Source organism: Flavobacterium sp. 270, assembly GCF_004368785.1.
GTDB lineage: Bacteria > Bacteroidota > Bacteroidia > Flavobacteriales > Flavobacteriaceae > Flavobacterium.
Window position 1 is genome coordinate 826,528 of the sequence record NZ_SODM01000001.1, and the last position, 15,741, is coordinate 842,268.

Sequence of the window (15,741 nt, forward strand, 5' to 3'; positions counted from 1 at the left end):
TAAAATGCAGTTATAAAATCTAAATAAAAACCACAATGAAAAATTTATTTAATCAAATCTTTTTTCTATTTATCTTATTTTTTAGCATTTCAGGTTTTACCCAAACAAAAACAAATCCAGATCAAGCCTACATCTTTTTCCTTCACAATAAATTTATCGAAGAAAACGACCTCAACGTTGCGCATCCAGAATATGGAAAAGCCGAATACAACGAAATTATTAATTCTTTTAAAGCTTCTAACTTTATTGTTTTCAGCGAAAAGAGAAAGAAAGATACCAATGCCGCAGATTATGCAGAAAAGGTTGTAAAACAAATTAAAGGTCTTCTAAAAAAAGGAGTTAAGCCAAATAAAATTACCGTAATCGGAACTTCAAAAGGTGGTTACATCGCACAATACGTTTCTACTTATCTGGAAAATCCAGATGTGAATTTTGTTTTTATTGGTTGTTTTCGAGCTATAGATATTACAGAAATTCCAGATATTAATTTCTGTGGTAATATTTTAACGATTTACGAGAAATCAGATATCTATGGCGTGTCTGCGATTAAACGTAAAGAAACTTCAAAGCTGAAAGTAAATCATTTTAAAGAAATCGAATTGAATACCAATCTCAAACATGGCTTTTTATACAAAGCTTTAGACGAATGGATTGTTCCGTCTAAAAAATGGGCTAATGGAGATTATGAGCTTAAATAAAATCTAAAGTTCAAAAACATTTTTCACGACGTTTTTTTATCTGTTTTTTACTTTAGACAAATAAAAAAACATCATTTTTTTATTCCTTAAAAAATCGATTCTCGAAATTTCACTCAAAAAATCAATTTTCACAACGAACTATTACGATTTCAGACCCAATTTTCTAACCGAAATTTCTGGTTTTGTGATAAAATAATGCTGTGTTCAAATTTTGTTAATCTCCATTTGGCATTCGAATTGTTTGATTAACTTTGTGAATTCAGTACTATATTTAAAATAACAATAAACTTATATGAAACAAATTGCTTTATTACTAATTGCATTTATTACTTTTTCATGTTCTCAAGCACAAAAAACAAGTTTCTCTGAAGGAGCTTTGTCTGAAAAATTATTAACTCTTGACGGAAATCAAATTACTTTTAAAAAAATATTAAAAAAATACAAAGGAAAAACTTTGGTTATCGAAGTTTGGGCTTCTTGGTGCGGTGACTGTGTAAAAGCAATGCCTAAAGTAAAAGAACTTCAAGCCAATAATCCTGATGTTTCTTACTTATTCCTTTCTGCTGATAAAACGGCTGAAAAATGGAAAATCGGAATTGATAAACACGCACTTAACGGCGATCATTTTATGATGAATGACGGTATGAAAGGTGTTTTTGGAAAAGCAATTGATTTGGATTGGATTCCGAGATATATTATTGTTGACAAAACGGGTAAAATTGTATTGTACCGCGCTATCGAAACTGATTTTGATAAAATCAACGCTACATTACAAGGGTTAAAAAAATAATTTCAATGTCAATTGCAAAAAATCAATTGCAATACAAATGAAAATAAAACTTCAAAAAACAAAAATTAAAAGAAAACAAAAACTACCAAAATGAGAAAAAAGATTGTTGCAGGAAACTGGAAAATGCATAAAAACGCAGCACAGACTGAAGAATTATTAAGTGAATTAATTACTAAAATACCAGCGCAAACAAATGCACAAGTTATTGTGGCTCCAACATTTGTAAATTTACAAGCTGCAGCTGCAAAAGTAAAAAACACTACTATTAGTGTTTCTGCTCAAAACGTTCACCAAGCTGAAGGCGGTGCTTTTACTGGAGAAATTTCTGCAGAAATGTTAACTAGTATTGGTGTAAATACAGTGATTCTTGGTCACTCTGAGCGTAGAGCTATTTTTCACGAAAGTGATGCTTTAATTGCTAATAAAGTAGATACAGCATTAAAACATGACATGACAGTTATTTTCTGTTTTGGAGAAGAATTAAAAGATCGTCAATCTGGAAATCATTTCAATATTGTTGAAAATCAATTACGTGACGGTTTATTTCATATTGCAAAAGAATCTTGGTCTAAAGTTGTTCTAGCTTACGAGCCTGTTTGGGCTATCGGAACTGGAGAAACTGCTTCACCAGAGCAAGCACAAGAAATGCACGAATTTATTAGAGAAGTGGTACGTAAAGCTTTTGGAGCTGATATCGCTGACGAAGTCTCTATTTTATACGGTGGTTCTGTAAAACCAGAAAACGCTAAAGAAATTTTCTCTAAACCAGATGTAGACGGTGGTCTTATTGGTGGTGCAGCTTTAAAAGCAGATGATTTCTTAGCTATTGTTACGGCTATCTAATTTTAGATTTTAAAATCCTTATATAAAAAAAAGCGTTCGCATAGCGAACGCTTTTTTTATGCTTATTATTTCTTCACTTATAACTTATAACTCTAAACTCCTAACTTTAAAAAGCCTAATTTATAAACCATTGCAGCATCGGGCAATCGTATTTTTTGAAAGTTGAAGTAGTTTTATAAACCGAATAAAAATCATATAACTCCTTGCCTGCTTTAAACGGACTTGGTTTGTCTTCTACAGCCACATAATCGGCGTAGAAACCGTAATAATTACATTCAAAAAGCATTAAACTCGCCATTGCTTTCTGGTCTCTAGTTTTAGCCATTTTTAATGCTTTTTCATAATAGAATTTAGCCAATTTTAAGCCGTAGTAATTTCCATTTTGATATTTCTTTTCTGTCTCACTGTTTTCTCCATAAATATAATCGATATAAGAATCACTTCCAGACGACCAGTCATATGCCAGCATCATCCAGGAATTTCCTAAATACGAAACATTAAAATAAGCGTGTGCCAATTGCAGATTGCTTTCTGCTGTATTTTGTTTTTTCAGCTCGATCAATTTGGCAATAAAATCGGTTTTATTAAAATGATAATCGAATTTTCGTTCTTTATCTTTTTGCAATATTTTTGGTAGAAATGGATTTTCGTTTAGATAACTTTTGTACTCATAATTTTTATCCCAGAAATCTTTTGGCATACTAGAAAAGGTGCTGTAAGCCAATTCTAAATTATTGTTTCTAAAAGCAATTGTTCCTTTTAGATCTCTGTAATAATCTGCATTTGGCGCAATAGTTCCGGAGCAAATATATTTTTCAAAAGGCGTTTTATCTTTTTTCTGCTGTAAAGCAATCAAACGATCTGTATCTTCTACGGTGGCGTGACGGTCAAAATAACCAATATACGTGTAATAATACGGATTATTGTAGATCGAATAATCTCCTGCATTTTTATTCTCCGATTTCATAAACAATAATCCAGCCGTAACTCTATCGCCTTTTTTGAAAAATTCATCACTGGCAATTCGGTATAAAGTGTACAGATTTTTAAATAATCCGTTGTCTTGTTCTACTAAATTTTCAACAGAATCGAAATAAGTAAAAAGCTGATTTTGTACTTTTTCACTCTTTAGATCTTCTTGTTTTAATGCGACCAAAGCAAGCTGAATATTTTTCTGCATTTGTATAGACGCATTAGCATTCGCAGAAATCATATTGGTATATTTTTTCCCTAAATCTACCTCATCATCAATAAAACAAAGTTGTGCAATTGCTGTTGTTACATACTCTTTTTGCTCTCCAGAAGTTTGTTCACGAATACTTATCAAAAAGTCTTTTACTTGTCTTAAATACAAAATATCTTTAGAGAAATTTTCTTCTTTTGCTTTCACATAATTCTGATACCAAACTTCTTCATTAAAAACAACCGATGGAGATCCAGTTGTGTATTGAGGCGTAAAAATCCAATCTTCGAGTTTATTGATTTCTCTTCCAATCAAAAAGCTCAAATACATACTATTTGGACTTAATTTATAGACTTCTTCAATATTTTTTAAATCTGGCGCCGGATTGCGAAAACCTTCAATGGATAAAATTACGCTTCGTTCTTCATCGTTTTGTGCTAAAGCCAATGTTTCCTGCGTTAATTTCCAATTATAATGCTGTAAAACGGCAAACGATTTTTCTTCGCAAGTTGCAAAAACTTTACTTAACAAATAGTTTTGCAAAGGCAGATTATCAATACACAAAGCTTTATAATACAATGCCCACGGCTCTAAAATTGTGTTTTTATTATTGGCAAAATAGGTATCGTATAAACGAATAACTTCTTCTTTATCTTCGCTGTAAAAACTGTATCTTAAAATTAAAAAAGCATAACGCTGTTTTAAAAAAGCATCTTTTGCTTTGCTAATCTTTTTATCAAAATTATTTACGTCTGCTAGTTTATGATCTTTACTTTGATAACCAATAGTTTCCCACGATTCCCATTTTACATCAGTATTACTGTTGTATTCCAGTTTTTTGGCAAACAAAATATATTCTAAAAAAGCTTTGTTTTTAGGTCGCAATAAAGTTTCTATAAAAGTGTTTTTCTCAAAAACCTTTTTTAAAGAATTTGTTTCATAAGCGGTTTCAAATTGTTCTGCATCGGTTTGATATAAAATGAAATTAACATCATCTGTATTAATCTGATTTCCTAATTTTTTCTTCCATTCTAAACAATTTAATTCCTTGTCCGCATCAGAAAATTTATCTGTAAAATAATAGCTGTCTGCGGCATAATAAAATGGCATGAGTTTAAAAAAACCTTCCCGTTGTGCTCTAAACAAACTCAATCTGCTGGCTTCTCCCGATATACTCCAACCACAGGCAAAAGAAACCTGAAAGCTTAAAACTAAAAGTAAACTGCTAAAAACGCGCATAAAAATCGGATATGTTTTGTGTTCCATAATCGTTTATGTATTTATTATCAAAAGAGAAAAACGTAACTCTGGTTTGGTTGTCAATCTTAATTTTGTCTTTGATAATCGAAATCATTTTGTCTAATTCTTTATCAGAAATTTTCTCAATTCTAATTTCATCACCATTTCGCAAATACGTCTGCCCTACCAAAATATCGTCTTGCAAAACATATTTATCTGTATCTGTTTTCTTTAGTTTTATAGTATCACTTCTCAATTCATTATAATCAGATAAAATTCCTTTAAACTGATTTCCCCTAAAAACGACTGCCCAGCTGTACAAAGGCAACGCAATATCCAATGGGAGCTTATAATCGCCGTGTGTAATATATTGCGCCAATTCATCGCTGGTTCCGATAGAATTTTTGGTCTTAAAATCGTCTGGTTTTGTCAGGTTATAACACATTAGCAAACCTTTATCTACTGGCGGTGTTCCGGCTTTTTCGGCATATTTATATTGCCAAAGTCTAATTGTTGAAGCAATTTTAGAAGCCGGTGAATTTTCTTTTATTCTTTTAAGCAGATAAAAATAATTCTCCTTTGATTTTTCTGTCCAATCGCAATCAATTAGAATTTCTTTAAAATCAACTTTTAATTTTGACAATTCTGCTGCTTTTACAGAATCATAATTTAATGGTTTAGCATTTTCTTTTCTGGTATTAACTTCCGGATACATTATTTCGTAAGTTCGTGTTTGGGCTAAATTTTCATTCATTGCAATGCCAATTTTCTGAACGCGTCTGGCAATTCTGGCCGCTAAACTGTCTAATTGTTTTTTATTAGACTGCAAAACAACTTCATTCGTAATAAAAATACTTGGCGTTATATCAGGATTACTTTTACTCAGATTAATATCTTTTATGGTGGCAACCGGCAGCGGTTCTTTTGAGTACGGATTCCAATCGACATCAAAAAAACGAACATACAGATGTTTTACATTCATATTTTTCATCAGCGAATCTTCTTCTTTTTGAAAATTCAGCTCTGTTTTCCAATAACAAAATGACCGAACTACTTCGTGTTCTTTTTCACAGCTCGCTCCATTTAACGCTGCAAAAAGCAAAATAAAAATGATATTCTTCATATTTTAAAAATCCTTACAAATTCAACTCAAATTCAACTCAAAATTAACACTAATTAATGTAAGGATATAGAATATTTATAAACAACTTCTGCTTTGTATTCTTACCTTTGCAAAAAAATTATTTATGTCGAATATATATTTAGGGTATCATTTTACAATTGAACCAAAAGAACCAGGATCAGAAATTCTAATTGCTGAATTAGGCGAAAAAGCATTTGAAACTTTTACTGAAACAGAAACCGGAATCTCTGCATATGTAAAGAAAGATTTATGGGACGAGAATATTCTGGACGACATTTATATTTTACAATCGGAAGAATTTAAGATTGAATATACAGTTGAAGAAATCGATCAGGTAAACTGGAACGAAGAATGGGAAAAGAATTTTGAACCGATTGATGTTGATGGAAAATGCCATGTTCGCGCTCCTTTTCACGAAAAAACGGATGCTGAATTTGATATCGTAATCGAACCTAAAATGAGTTTCGGAACGGGACATCATGAAACTACACACATGATGATTCAGCATTTATTAGAAATGAATGTTGAAGGCATGAAAACTTTGGATATGGGTTGTGGTACTGCAATTTTGGCTATTTTAGCCGAAATGAAAGGTGCTCAGCCAATTGACGCTATTGATATTGACAATTGGTGTTATTTGAATTCTATCGAAAATGCTGAACGCAATAACTGTAAACATATTACCGTTTATGAAGGCGATGCTGCCTTATTGCCAGGTAAAAGTTACGATTTGATTATTGCAAATATCAACCGTAATATTTTGTTGAACGATATGCAGACTTATGTAGATTCTTTGAATCCAAAAGGAACTATATTATTCAGTGGTTTCTACGAAGAAGACATTCCGTTTATCGATGCTTCGTGCACAGAAAAAGGTTTGACTTATGTTAAAAAATTTCAAAGAAACAACTGGGTTTCATTAAAATACGTAAATTAGTTAGTAATTACAACAGTACAAAAAACTAAAAAAAATGAGTACTAAAGAAAAAGTAAAAGAGAGGGTTCGGGAAAAAGAAGCTGTTGGTTTTAATAACGAAATCATTGTTTACAATGACGACGTAAACACTTTTGATCACGTAATTGAGACTTTAATGCGTGTTTGCAGCCACACACCCGAGCAGGCAGAGCAATGTTCCTTAATTGTACATTACAACGGAAAATGCACGGTAAAGACAGGTCCGATGGATAAATTAAAACCACAATGTACACAACTTTTGGAAGCTGGACTAAGCGCCGAAATTGTTTAATTGCGAATAATATAAAAAACATTCAATTTTATTTTATATTTGAATAAAATTGAATGTTTTTTTATGGAAGAATACGGAAAGATATTAATTATCGCAATGCCTATTTTTTTGACATTAATTGTAATCGAGAAAATTTACGGCATTTATAAGAAAGACGATACTGCGCCTTTAATAGACAGCGTGTCCAGTATAAGCTCTGGAATTACCAATTCTGTAAAAGATGTTTTGGGGCTTAGTGTAACTTTTCTTTCGTATGAATGGCTGGTTTCTAAAATTGCTTTACAGCATTTAGAAGTTAGTGTTCTCTCCTATTTCATTGCTTTTTTTGTAATTGATTTTTATGGCTATTGGAGCCACAGACTGGCACATCAAATTAATTTTTTGTGGAATAAACACGCCATTCATCACAGCAGTGAAGAATTTAATCTTGCCTGCGCTTTAAGACAGCCCATTGCAAGTTTACTAAATCTATTTACTTTTCTATTGATTCCTGCAGCGTTGCTTGGCGTTCCGGCCACGGTGATTGCTATTACTTTACCGCTTCATTTATTTCTTCAGTTTTGGTATCATACCAAACACATTAAAAAAATGGGTTTTGTAGAAAAAATTCTTGTAACGCCTTCTCATCATCGGGTACATCATGCTATAAATCCAGAATATTTAGACAAAAATCATTCGCAGATCTTTATTTTTTGGGATAAACTTTTTGGGACTTTTCAGGAAGAACTAGATAATGTTCCGCCAGTTTTTGGTATTACAAGGCCGGCAAATACCTGGAACCCAATTCGTATTAATTTTCAGCATTTGACTTTATTGATTAAAGATGCGTGGCACGCACCAAAATGGAAAGATAAATTGACTATTTGGTTTAAACCAACGGGCTGGAGACCAGAAAATTTTGAAGAATTATATCCTGTAAACAAAATTGAGAATGTTTTTGATTTTAATAAATACGGCACGCAAAATTCTCAAAAACTAATTTATTGGTCTGTGGCACAAGTATTAATCACGCTTTTGTTTGTGAGTTATTTGTTTGATAATATTGCCAAAATTGGTTTGCCTAACATCTTTATTTACGGTTTTTTTATTTTTACCACTATTTATAGTTATACAGAGTTAATGGACAAAAGCAAGTACGCTGTTCTTTGGGAAGGACTTCGTTTTGTTGTCGTAATCGCGATTATAATGTATTATGGCGATTGGTTTGGTTTAAATCATGTTTTTTCCTCTAGTAATTACATCATTTTTAGTTATTTTAGCTTATCGCTTTTAGCTTCTATCTATTTTGTAACGATAGATTTTAAAACGAACCAAAACCAAACCGTAACTTCATAACCCCTATTATGAAAAACTCTTTATATTTTAAAATTTACATTGCGTTTAGTATCTTTTATCTTTTGATATTATTTTTACAATATGAGAGTTTCGATTTATTTCTAAAACCAATTTTAATTCCGCTTTTAGGTTTTGGAGTTTATTTTCAGCCTAAATTTCGCTTGCGAAAAACACTTCTAAAAGCTTTACTCTTTTCATGGATTGGCGATGTGGTTTTACTTTTTGCCGATATTGCCGAAATCTATTTTATTTTAGGATTGGTTTCCTTTCTAATTTCTCACCTTTTCTACTGCCTTCTATTTAATAAACAAACCAAAACTCAGAATAAAAGAAACAAAGTTTTATTTATCATCGGAAGTATTACCATTGCAGTTTATTTAATCGGGATGATCTCTTTTTTAATGCCGACTTTGGGCGATTTAGAAATTCCGGTAATTGTTTATGCCAGTATTATTTCTACAATGCTTTTGTTTGCTTTTAATGGATTTTTGGTTTGGGAAAAATCCGGACGTAATTATGTTTTTTTAGGAGCGCTGTTTTTTGTAATTTCAGATAGTATTCTGGCAGTAAATAAATTTCATTCTCCTATAGAAAAAAGTCCCTTTTTTATTATGTTAACTTATCTTGTGGCACAATATCTGATTGTAATTGGTATCATAAAACTTAATACTAACCGTGTCGAGGTTTAATCTGTTCTTTCTTAATTTAGATTAATGAAATAAAATGATTTTACTACTTACATTTGCAATACAAAATACGTTTTGAACATGAAAAAAATAACACTTTTTATCGTTTTAATTCTTTCAACTGCTTCTTGCATCAGCACAAAATCTACTTTGAAAAATGTAGATGACAATGCACCGGATTTGATCTTAAAGCAAAACAATACTTTTGCAATTACACTTTTTGCTACAGACAAAAAATACGGTTTTGATCCCGACTATCCTGTCAATATTTTTTACAGAAATACTAATGATGAAACTTTAAACGAAACTCGTTTCCTAAACGCTTTAGCAGGTCCAAACGGTGAAAAAATCACTTATACAAAATTAGAAACCTGTTGCCCTTTCCCGACCAAACGAAGCAATATGGGCGCTGGTTTTCTAAATGTTTACGAACTAAAATGGGAAGGTCAAAAGAAACCTGCTAAACTTTATTTAAACATTTACGAAAAAGGAATTTTAATGGTTCCGATGGGATTGAGTTTGAAGAAAGACTAGATTTAATTTTGATTGCGGGCACGAGCGGGACGCTCGCGCTAGCGATATGTAAACCTATTTAATGACAAGACAGTCATTGTATTTTCGCTGGCGCGAGCGTCCCGCTCGTGCACGTAAGGATGCTAAATTCAACTTTGCAATAATTATAACATGATTAAAACAAAAACAGCTTTTATAATTTTTATCGTTTTATTGCTTTTTGCATTTCCTTACTCCATTATACTTTCATCTTTTGATTCTGATTTTTTATCATCTATAATACCTGGCTGGAATACTACAATATATCCTTCAGGAGCTGTAGTTAAATTCTTTATTCTGCTATTTGTTTGTATTTTTTTATGGGAACTTTCAAAAATATCTACTGATGTAAGTGTAAAAAAAGCCATAATCTATTTTTTATTAACTATTCCAGCAATCTTAGCTGCAAAATTAAATCTTTATGAAATTTTTAATTTTAATTCAGATAATCCTGAAAATTTAATAGTACACATTAAAGTAATAACTTTTATAACTGTATTTATAAACACTATATTCTATCTGGGACAAATTCTATTTTGGATTTATTATAAGAAGCAACAAAAATTAACTTAATTTCTATCGCTAGCGCGAGCGTCCCGCTCGTGCACATACGTATATTAAGTCTTCTTAATAATCAAATATTCTAAATAAAATTAACTTAATTTCTCATAATTCCACTAAGGTCTAGTCCTGATAGAAGTGGAAATCATTTTTGTCTAAAATCTATTTTTTCCTGACTGGGCAGAGCGACTAACGCAAGCTTTTGAATAGATATTGGTAAAAAATATATTTTAAAGAAAAGTATTACAATTTTAACTTTTGTATTCATAAAAAAAACTTAAATCTTCATCTCTAAATCATAAATCATAACTACCTTTGCACTGTCAAAAAATTCATACTATGAACATACAACATATTCCACAAATTAAGCATACTGATAGCGGCAATTTCTTTTTACTAGCGGGGCCTTGTGCCATTGAAGGAGAAGAAATGGCTCTTAGAATTGCTGAAAAATTAGTTGGTATTACCGACAAACTTCAGATCCCTTACGTTTTTAAAGGATCTTTTAAAAAAGCAAACCGTTCTAGAATTGATAGCTTCTCTGGAATTGGTGACGAAAAAGCATTAAAAATCTTAAGAAAAGTATCTGAAACTTTTCATGTTCCTACTGTTACAGATATTCATACGAATGAAGATGCTGAAATGGCTGCACAATATGTAGACGTTTTGCAAATTCCGGCTTTCTTGGTACGTCAGACCGATTTAGTTGTCGCTGCTGCGAATACTGGAAAAGTGGTAAACTTGAAAAAAGGACAATTTATGAGTCCTGAAAGTATGAAACACGCGGTACAAAAAGTATTAGACTGCCACAACGAAAACGTAATGGTTACAGATCGTGGTACTATGTTTGGCTACCAGGACATGATTGTTGATTTTAGAGGAATTCCTACTATGCAGCAATATGCTTCTACAGTTCTGGATGTTACGCATTCTTTGCAACAGCCAAACCAAACAGCGGGTGTTACAGGCGGTAGACCAGATATGATCGAAACAGTTGCCAAAGCTGGTATTGCTGTAGGTGTTGACGGTATTTTTATCGAAACTCATTTTGATCCTGCTAATGCTAAAAGCGATGGCGCGAACATGTTACATTTAGACTATTTTGAAGGCCTAATGACCAAGTTGGTTGCTATCAGAAAAACAGTTAACTCATTTTAAATTATAATACTAAGTTCATTGAAAACAAAATTTTTATTTTTTGTTCTATTAGGTTTTTCATTAAACACTTTTGCACAAGAAGAAGTTACAGTAGAAAGATATACAGCTCACAATAAAGGAAAATTCTTTGTGTCATGGGGTGGTAACAGAGATAGTTTTACTAAATCTGATGTGAATTTCAGAGGTAAAGATTACAACTTTACAGTTGAAAACATGAAGGCTCACGATAAACCAAAAGGCTGGCATGTTGATTACATCAATCCGGCGAATATGACGATTCCGCAGACTAATCTTAGATTAGGTTATTTTTTTAGCGATCACTACAGTGTTACTGTTGGTTTAGATCACATGAAATACGTGATGACTCAGAATCAGATTGCAAATGTTACCGGAAACATCGATTTACCTGCAGATCAATCTGGTTCTATCTATAATGGAGTTTACAATAATACGCCTGTAGATATGTCTCAAAATGGTGCTATTGAAGGCGGTTATGAAAAAGGTGCAACTCAACCAGGTGTTCCTGCTTTTTTAATGTATGAGCATACAGATGGTTTAAACTACATTAATACTGAGGTTTCCAGACATGATGATATCTCAAAATTGTTTAGTTTACCAAATACAGATAAAGTTCAGATTAGTTTAACTGAAGGTTTGGGTGCTGGGGTTTTAATGCCGAAAACAAATGCAACTCTTTTAGGAAAAGAACGTCATGATGATTTTCACGTTTCTGGTTATGGCTTATCTGCAAAAGCAGGTATCAACTTTACTTTCTTCAAGTATTTCTATGTACAAGGAGAATTAAAAGGCGGTTACATCAACATGCAGGATATTAGAACTACGCAAAGTAATGAAGATAAGGCTTCTCAGGATTTCTTCTTCTTTCAAAGAATTATTATGTTTGGAGGAATTTTTAGACTCTAAAAAATACTCTAATTTATATTTTAAAAATAGCTGTCATTTTATTTGGCAGCTATTTTTTTTATCATTTACTTTGCAACTCAAAGTACTTTAATTGTACTTTTAAAAATATAAAATGAAAAAGTCAAAATATTTTCTTGTCGTTACTTTCTTAATTAGTTTTGCTTGCGCATTGTACGTTACGATGCAGGTCTTTCCGATGGATTCGTTTGGGAAAAACAAAACCGCAACGGGAGTTTTAAGTCAAGTTCAGGACGGAGATATTATTTTTCAAACGTCGGAATCAAAACAGTGCGAAGCGGTGAGAATCGCAACAAAATCTAAGTTTTCTCACTGTGGTATTATCTTTATTATTAATGGCAGACAATTTGTTTTTGAAGCTGTACAGCCTGTAAAACTCACATTGCTTGAAGATTGGATTAAACACGGCAGAGATAGCAAATATGTGGTAAAAAGACTGAAAAATTCTGCGACCGTTTTAAATGCACAAACCCTTGAAAAAATGAAGACTTACGCCAATACGTTTATGGGCAAAGAATATGACGCTTATTTTGAATGGACGGACACTAGAATTTATTGTTCTGAATTGATCTGGAAAATCTACAAAAATGGCGCTGGCGTTGAGCTATGTGATTTACACGAATTGAAAGATTTTAATTTGGAAGATGAAAGGGTGCAAAAAATCTTAAAAGAAAGATATGGAAACGATATTCCACTTGACGAAAAAGTGGTTTCTCCTTCTAACCTAGACGATTCAAAATTATTAGTTACTGTTATTAATACTTATTAGACACCATAAAAAGCTAATTCAAATCCTATTAGCTTTTTTATTTACTATTTTACTTTGAAATTCAAAGAACTTTTAAAAAAAACCAACCCAAAATGAAAGACAAAATAATTGAGCAGTTATACGAAAGCACAAAAAAGCCGTATCAAAAATATTTTAAAAAGAATAAACCGTGGAATATTGACAAAACTCAATTATTAGATTATCCAGAATATAGTTTGGGATATGCTCTGGGAAATTTTCTTTATAAAAATCATTTTGAAATACAGGAAAAATTAGAAGATCACGACATCATTCATGTCCTGACAAAAACAGGTGTTTCTGTAACTGAAGAAATTGGAATGCAATACTATCTTTTGGGAAACGGAAAAAAGAGCTTGTATTTGTTTTTAGTGATCTTATCCGGAACACCTTTTTATCCTAAATCCTTTTTTTATTTCATGCAGCAATTTAAAAAAGGATACCGCGCACATTCTTTTTATTATCTGAATTTTTCTAACATGCTGCACATGCCTATAGAAACGATTCAAAAAACTTTTAAAATCTAATCTTATGAAATCAATTAATAGAAAACCTTTTGAAGAAACGCAGTCTATTGACTTAACTATTGGAACTTTAGTAATCACTACCATTTTGTTTGTGCTGTACATGGTTTCTAATGAAAGTTCTAACATTTTGGTTCTTGCTTCGCCTTTTGCAGCTTCGATGCTGTTTCTTAATGCGATAATGTTCTTTCATTTAGTAGATAACTTTATCAAACTTCCAGAACAACGAATGGATATTGGAATTAAAATCCTGATTTTACTTTCTAACATTCCTATTACTTTTTTGTATTATTCAATTGTAATGAAATTATAGATTTAAAGTATATTAATAAACTAGTACATCAATCTTGTCGTTTCGAGCGGAGTCGAGAAATCGCACTCGTATCTCCACAATCAAAATCTAATCTTTGTCGAGCTACTTGCGGAGATTTCTCGACTCCGCTCGAAATGACAAGATTGTCGACTTAGAGATTTTAAGGCATAAAAAAAGCTGCAATTGCAGCTTTTTTTTATTTTCAGGAATTGATTCTTAGTTTGCTTTTGGAAGTTCGATTCCGTTTTGATCAATAAGATAGATTAATGAAGTCATTGTAGCGGCTCCAAGTTCTAATTCTCTTTTATTAACTGCATCAAATTTATCATTTGCTGCGTGGTGATAATCAAAGTAACGTTGTGAATCTGGTTTTAAACCTGCTTTTACAATCGCTTTTGAGGTTAAATGACTAATGTCTGATCCTGCGTGTCCAATTGTAAAACTATGAACTAAATAAGGCTCAAAAAAATCTTTAAATCCTTGTATTTTTTTCACGTTAGCATCGTCTGCTTCTATAGAAAATCCTCTTGGAGTAAATCCGCCAGAATCGCTTTCTAAAGCAAAAATATGGTTTTCGTTATTTTTCTTAGATTCTTCTTCGTATTTAGCACCACCTTTTCCGCCGTTTTCTTCATTCATAAACAAAACAACACGAATTGTATTTTTTGGTTTGTAATTTAAGTTTTTAAGGATACGAACAACTTCCATACTTTGTACTACTCCTGCTCCATCATCCTGAGAACCATCTGCTAAATCCCAAGAATCCAAATGGCCACCAACAACCATAATATTTCCAGGATTTACTGTACCGGTTAATTCACCAATTACATTATACGATAAAACGTCTGGAAGTGTTTGACAAGATTGTTTAAAATAAAATTTTAAAGCCGGGTTTACTTTTAATGATTTACTTAATAATTCTGCTCCGTTTGTACTGATTGCAGCTGTCGGGATATATTGCTCTTTTGGAAGATCACCGTAACTCTGTGCTCCTGCATGTGGGAAATCATCTAAACGTAAGTTCATCGAACGAACAATTGTTCCTACTGCACCAAATTTTGCAGCTTCTTTTGCTCCGGCAAATCTTTGGTCAACACAGGCTCCGTAAGATACAAATGTTTCAATATTTTCTGGGTTCATTGGTCTGTTGAAGAACACAATTTTTCCTTTTATTTTATCTCCTAATGCAGCTAAATCGCTAATTCCCTGTACTTCGATTATTTCTGCAGTAAGACCTGTTTTTGCAGTTGCTACAGATCCTCCTAAAGCGCAGATAGGCACAGCCGTTTTTTCTTTTCCATTCAAAATAAAAGCGGTTTCTTTTTCGCCGCGAACCCAATGAGGAACCATTACTTCTTGCAGATATACTTTATCCAATCCTAAGCTTTCTAATTGTCTTTTAGTGTATTGAACTGCTTCTTCGGCAGTTGCAGAACCTGATAAACGCGCGCCAATATCGTTAGATAAATATTCTAACCAGCTGTAGCATTTTGACTCGGTTAAAGCTTTTTTATAAAATAGTTTAATGTTTTTTTCATCATTTGACTGTGCAAAAGATGTCAATCCGTTTAAAACTAAAACAGTTAAAAGAATCGTTTTTTTCATGGTTTTTATAGCATTTTTGGGTTATTGCTTACTTTTTTTGTAAGCAAGACAAAGGAACAAAATTCCTTACAATTCAGACCCCTTTTCTTAAACCAATTCTCAAAAAAAAACCTCAAATAACAAATTTTTAGTTT

At 32.2% G+C, this 15,741-nt stretch carries 17 protein-coding genes; 14 read left to right on the top strand and 3 right to left on the bottom strand.

Features of this window, described 5'->3' with window-relative positions:
• The first annotated feature begins 35 nt into the window (after nucleotides 1–35).
• From EV144_RS03520 to tpiA, 3 genes are all read left to right on the top strand, one after another.
• Nucleotides 36–698 (top strand): alpha/beta hydrolase, encoded by a 663-nt coding sequence (locus tag EV144_RS03520; protein WP_134146236.1) that lies wholly within the window; start codon nucleotides 36–38, stop codon nucleotides 696–698.
• 292 nt (nucleotides 699–990) lie between these two features.
• Nucleotides 991–1,488, top strand: coding sequence for a TlpA family protein disulfide reductase (locus EV144_RS03525; RefSeq protein ID WP_134146238.1), 498 nt, complete (start codon nucleotides 991–993; stop codon nucleotides 1,486–1,488).
• Nucleotides 1,489–1,578: 90 nt separating this feature from the next.
• Nucleotides 1,579–2,331, top strand: coding sequence for a triose-phosphate isomerase (gene tpiA / locus EV144_RS03530; protein WP_134146240.1), 753 nt, complete (start codon nucleotides 1,579–1,581; stop codon nucleotides 2,329–2,331).
• Nucleotides 2,332–2,446: 115 nt separating this feature from the next.
• On the opposite strand, the gene EV144_RS03535 is transcribed toward tpiA, so the two are convergent.
• Both EV144_RS03535 and EV144_RS03540 read right to left on the bottom strand, forming a co-directional pair.
• A complete protein-coding gene (locus EV144_RS03535) occupies nucleotides 2,447–4,780 on the bottom strand; it encodes a hypothetical protein (RefSeq protein ID WP_134146242.1) in 2,334 nt (777 codons plus the stop codon).
• The gene (locus EV144_RS03540) at nucleotides 4,740–5,876 is read right to left on the bottom strand and encodes a hypothetical protein (RefSeq protein WP_134146244.1); all 1,137 of its coding nucleotides are present in this window, start codon (nucleotides 5,874–5,876) and stop codon (nucleotides 4,740–4,742) included. Before EV144_RS03540 ends, EV144_RS03535 begins: the two co-directional genes overlap by 41 nt.
• 124 nt (nucleotides 5,877–6,000) lie before the next feature.
• Between EV144_RS03540 and prmA the strand changes: the two genes are divergently transcribed.
• The 11 genes from prmA (at nucleotide 6,001) to EV144_RS03595 (ending at nucleotide 14,002) form a co-directional block, all read left to right on the top strand.
• The gene (gene prmA / locus EV144_RS03545; RefSeq protein ID WP_134146246.1) at nucleotides 6,001–6,834 is read left to right on the top strand and encodes a 50S ribosomal protein L11 methyltransferase; all 834 of its coding nucleotides are present in this window, start codon (nucleotides 6,001–6,003) and stop codon (nucleotides 6,832–6,834) included.
• A 34-nt stretch (nucleotides 6,835–6,868) separates the two neighbouring features.
• On the top strand, nucleotides 6,869–7,144 hold the full coding sequence (locus EV144_RS03550) for an ATP-dependent Clp protease adaptor ClpS (protein WP_134146248.1): 276 nt from the start codon (nucleotides 6,869–6,871) through the stop codon (nucleotides 7,142–7,144).
• A gap of 63 nt (nucleotides 7,145–7,207) precedes the next feature.
• A complete protein-coding gene (locus tag EV144_RS03555) occupies nucleotides 7,208–8,479 on the top strand; it encodes a sterol desaturase family protein (protein ID WP_134146250.1) in 1,272 nt (423 codons plus the stop codon).
• 8 nt (nucleotides 8,480–8,487) lie between these two features.
• A complete protein-coding gene (locus EV144_RS03560) occupies nucleotides 8,488–9,168 on the top strand; it encodes a lysoplasmalogenase (protein WP_134146252.1) in 681 nt (226 codons plus the stop codon).
• Nucleotides 9,169–9,246: 78 nt separating this feature from the next.
• On the top strand, nucleotides 9,247–9,699 hold the full coding sequence (locus tag EV144_RS03565) for a 2-dehydro-3-deoxyphosphooctonate aldolase (protein ID WP_134146254.1): 453 nt from the start codon (nucleotides 9,247–9,249) through the stop codon (nucleotides 9,697–9,699).
• A 150-nt stretch (nucleotides 9,700–9,849) separates the two neighbouring features.
• Nucleotides 9,850–10,290, top strand: a complete 441-nt coding sequence (locus EV144_RS03570) for a hypothetical protein (RefSeq protein ID WP_134146256.1) — start codon at nucleotides 9,850–9,852, stop codon at nucleotides 10,288–10,290.
• Nucleotides 10,291–10,617: 327 nt separating this feature from the next.
• Entirely contained in the window at nucleotides 10,618–11,436 is an 819-nt protein-coding gene (gene kdsA / locus EV144_RS03575; protein WP_026982277.1) for a 3-deoxy-8-phosphooctulonate synthase, read from the top strand.
• An 18-nt stretch (nucleotides 11,437–11,454) separates the two neighbouring features.
• Entirely contained in the window at nucleotides 11,455–12,360 is a 906-nt protein-coding gene (locus EV144_RS03580) for a hypothetical protein (RefSeq protein ID WP_134146258.1), read from the top strand.
• Nucleotides 12,361–12,472: 112 nt separating this feature from the next.
• Entirely contained in the window at nucleotides 12,473–13,147 is a 675-nt protein-coding gene (locus EV144_RS03585; protein WP_134146260.1) for a YiiX family permuted papain-like enzyme, read from the top strand.
• A gap of 92 nt (nucleotides 13,148–13,239) precedes the next feature.
• Nucleotides 13,240–13,692, top strand: coding sequence for a hypothetical protein (locus EV144_RS03590; RefSeq protein ID WP_134146262.1), 453 nt, complete (start codon nucleotides 13,240–13,242; stop codon nucleotides 13,690–13,692).
• Nucleotides 13,693–13,696: 4 nt separating this feature from the next.
• Nucleotides 13,697–14,002: a hypothetical protein gene (locus EV144_RS03595; RefSeq protein WP_134146264.1), complete on the top strand. Its 306-nt coding sequence runs from the start codon at nucleotides 13,697–13,699 to the stop codon at nucleotides 14,000–14,002.
• 216 nt (nucleotides 14,003–14,218) lie between these two features.
• Here EV144_RS03595 and EV144_RS03600 read toward each other — a convergent pair whose 3' ends face one another.
• Nucleotides 14,219–15,607, bottom strand: coding sequence for a M20/M25/M40 family metallo-hydrolase (locus EV144_RS03600; protein WP_134146266.1), 1,389 nt, complete (start codon nucleotides 15,605–15,607; stop codon nucleotides 14,219–14,221).
• Nucleotides 15,608–15,741: the final 134 nt, after the last annotated feature.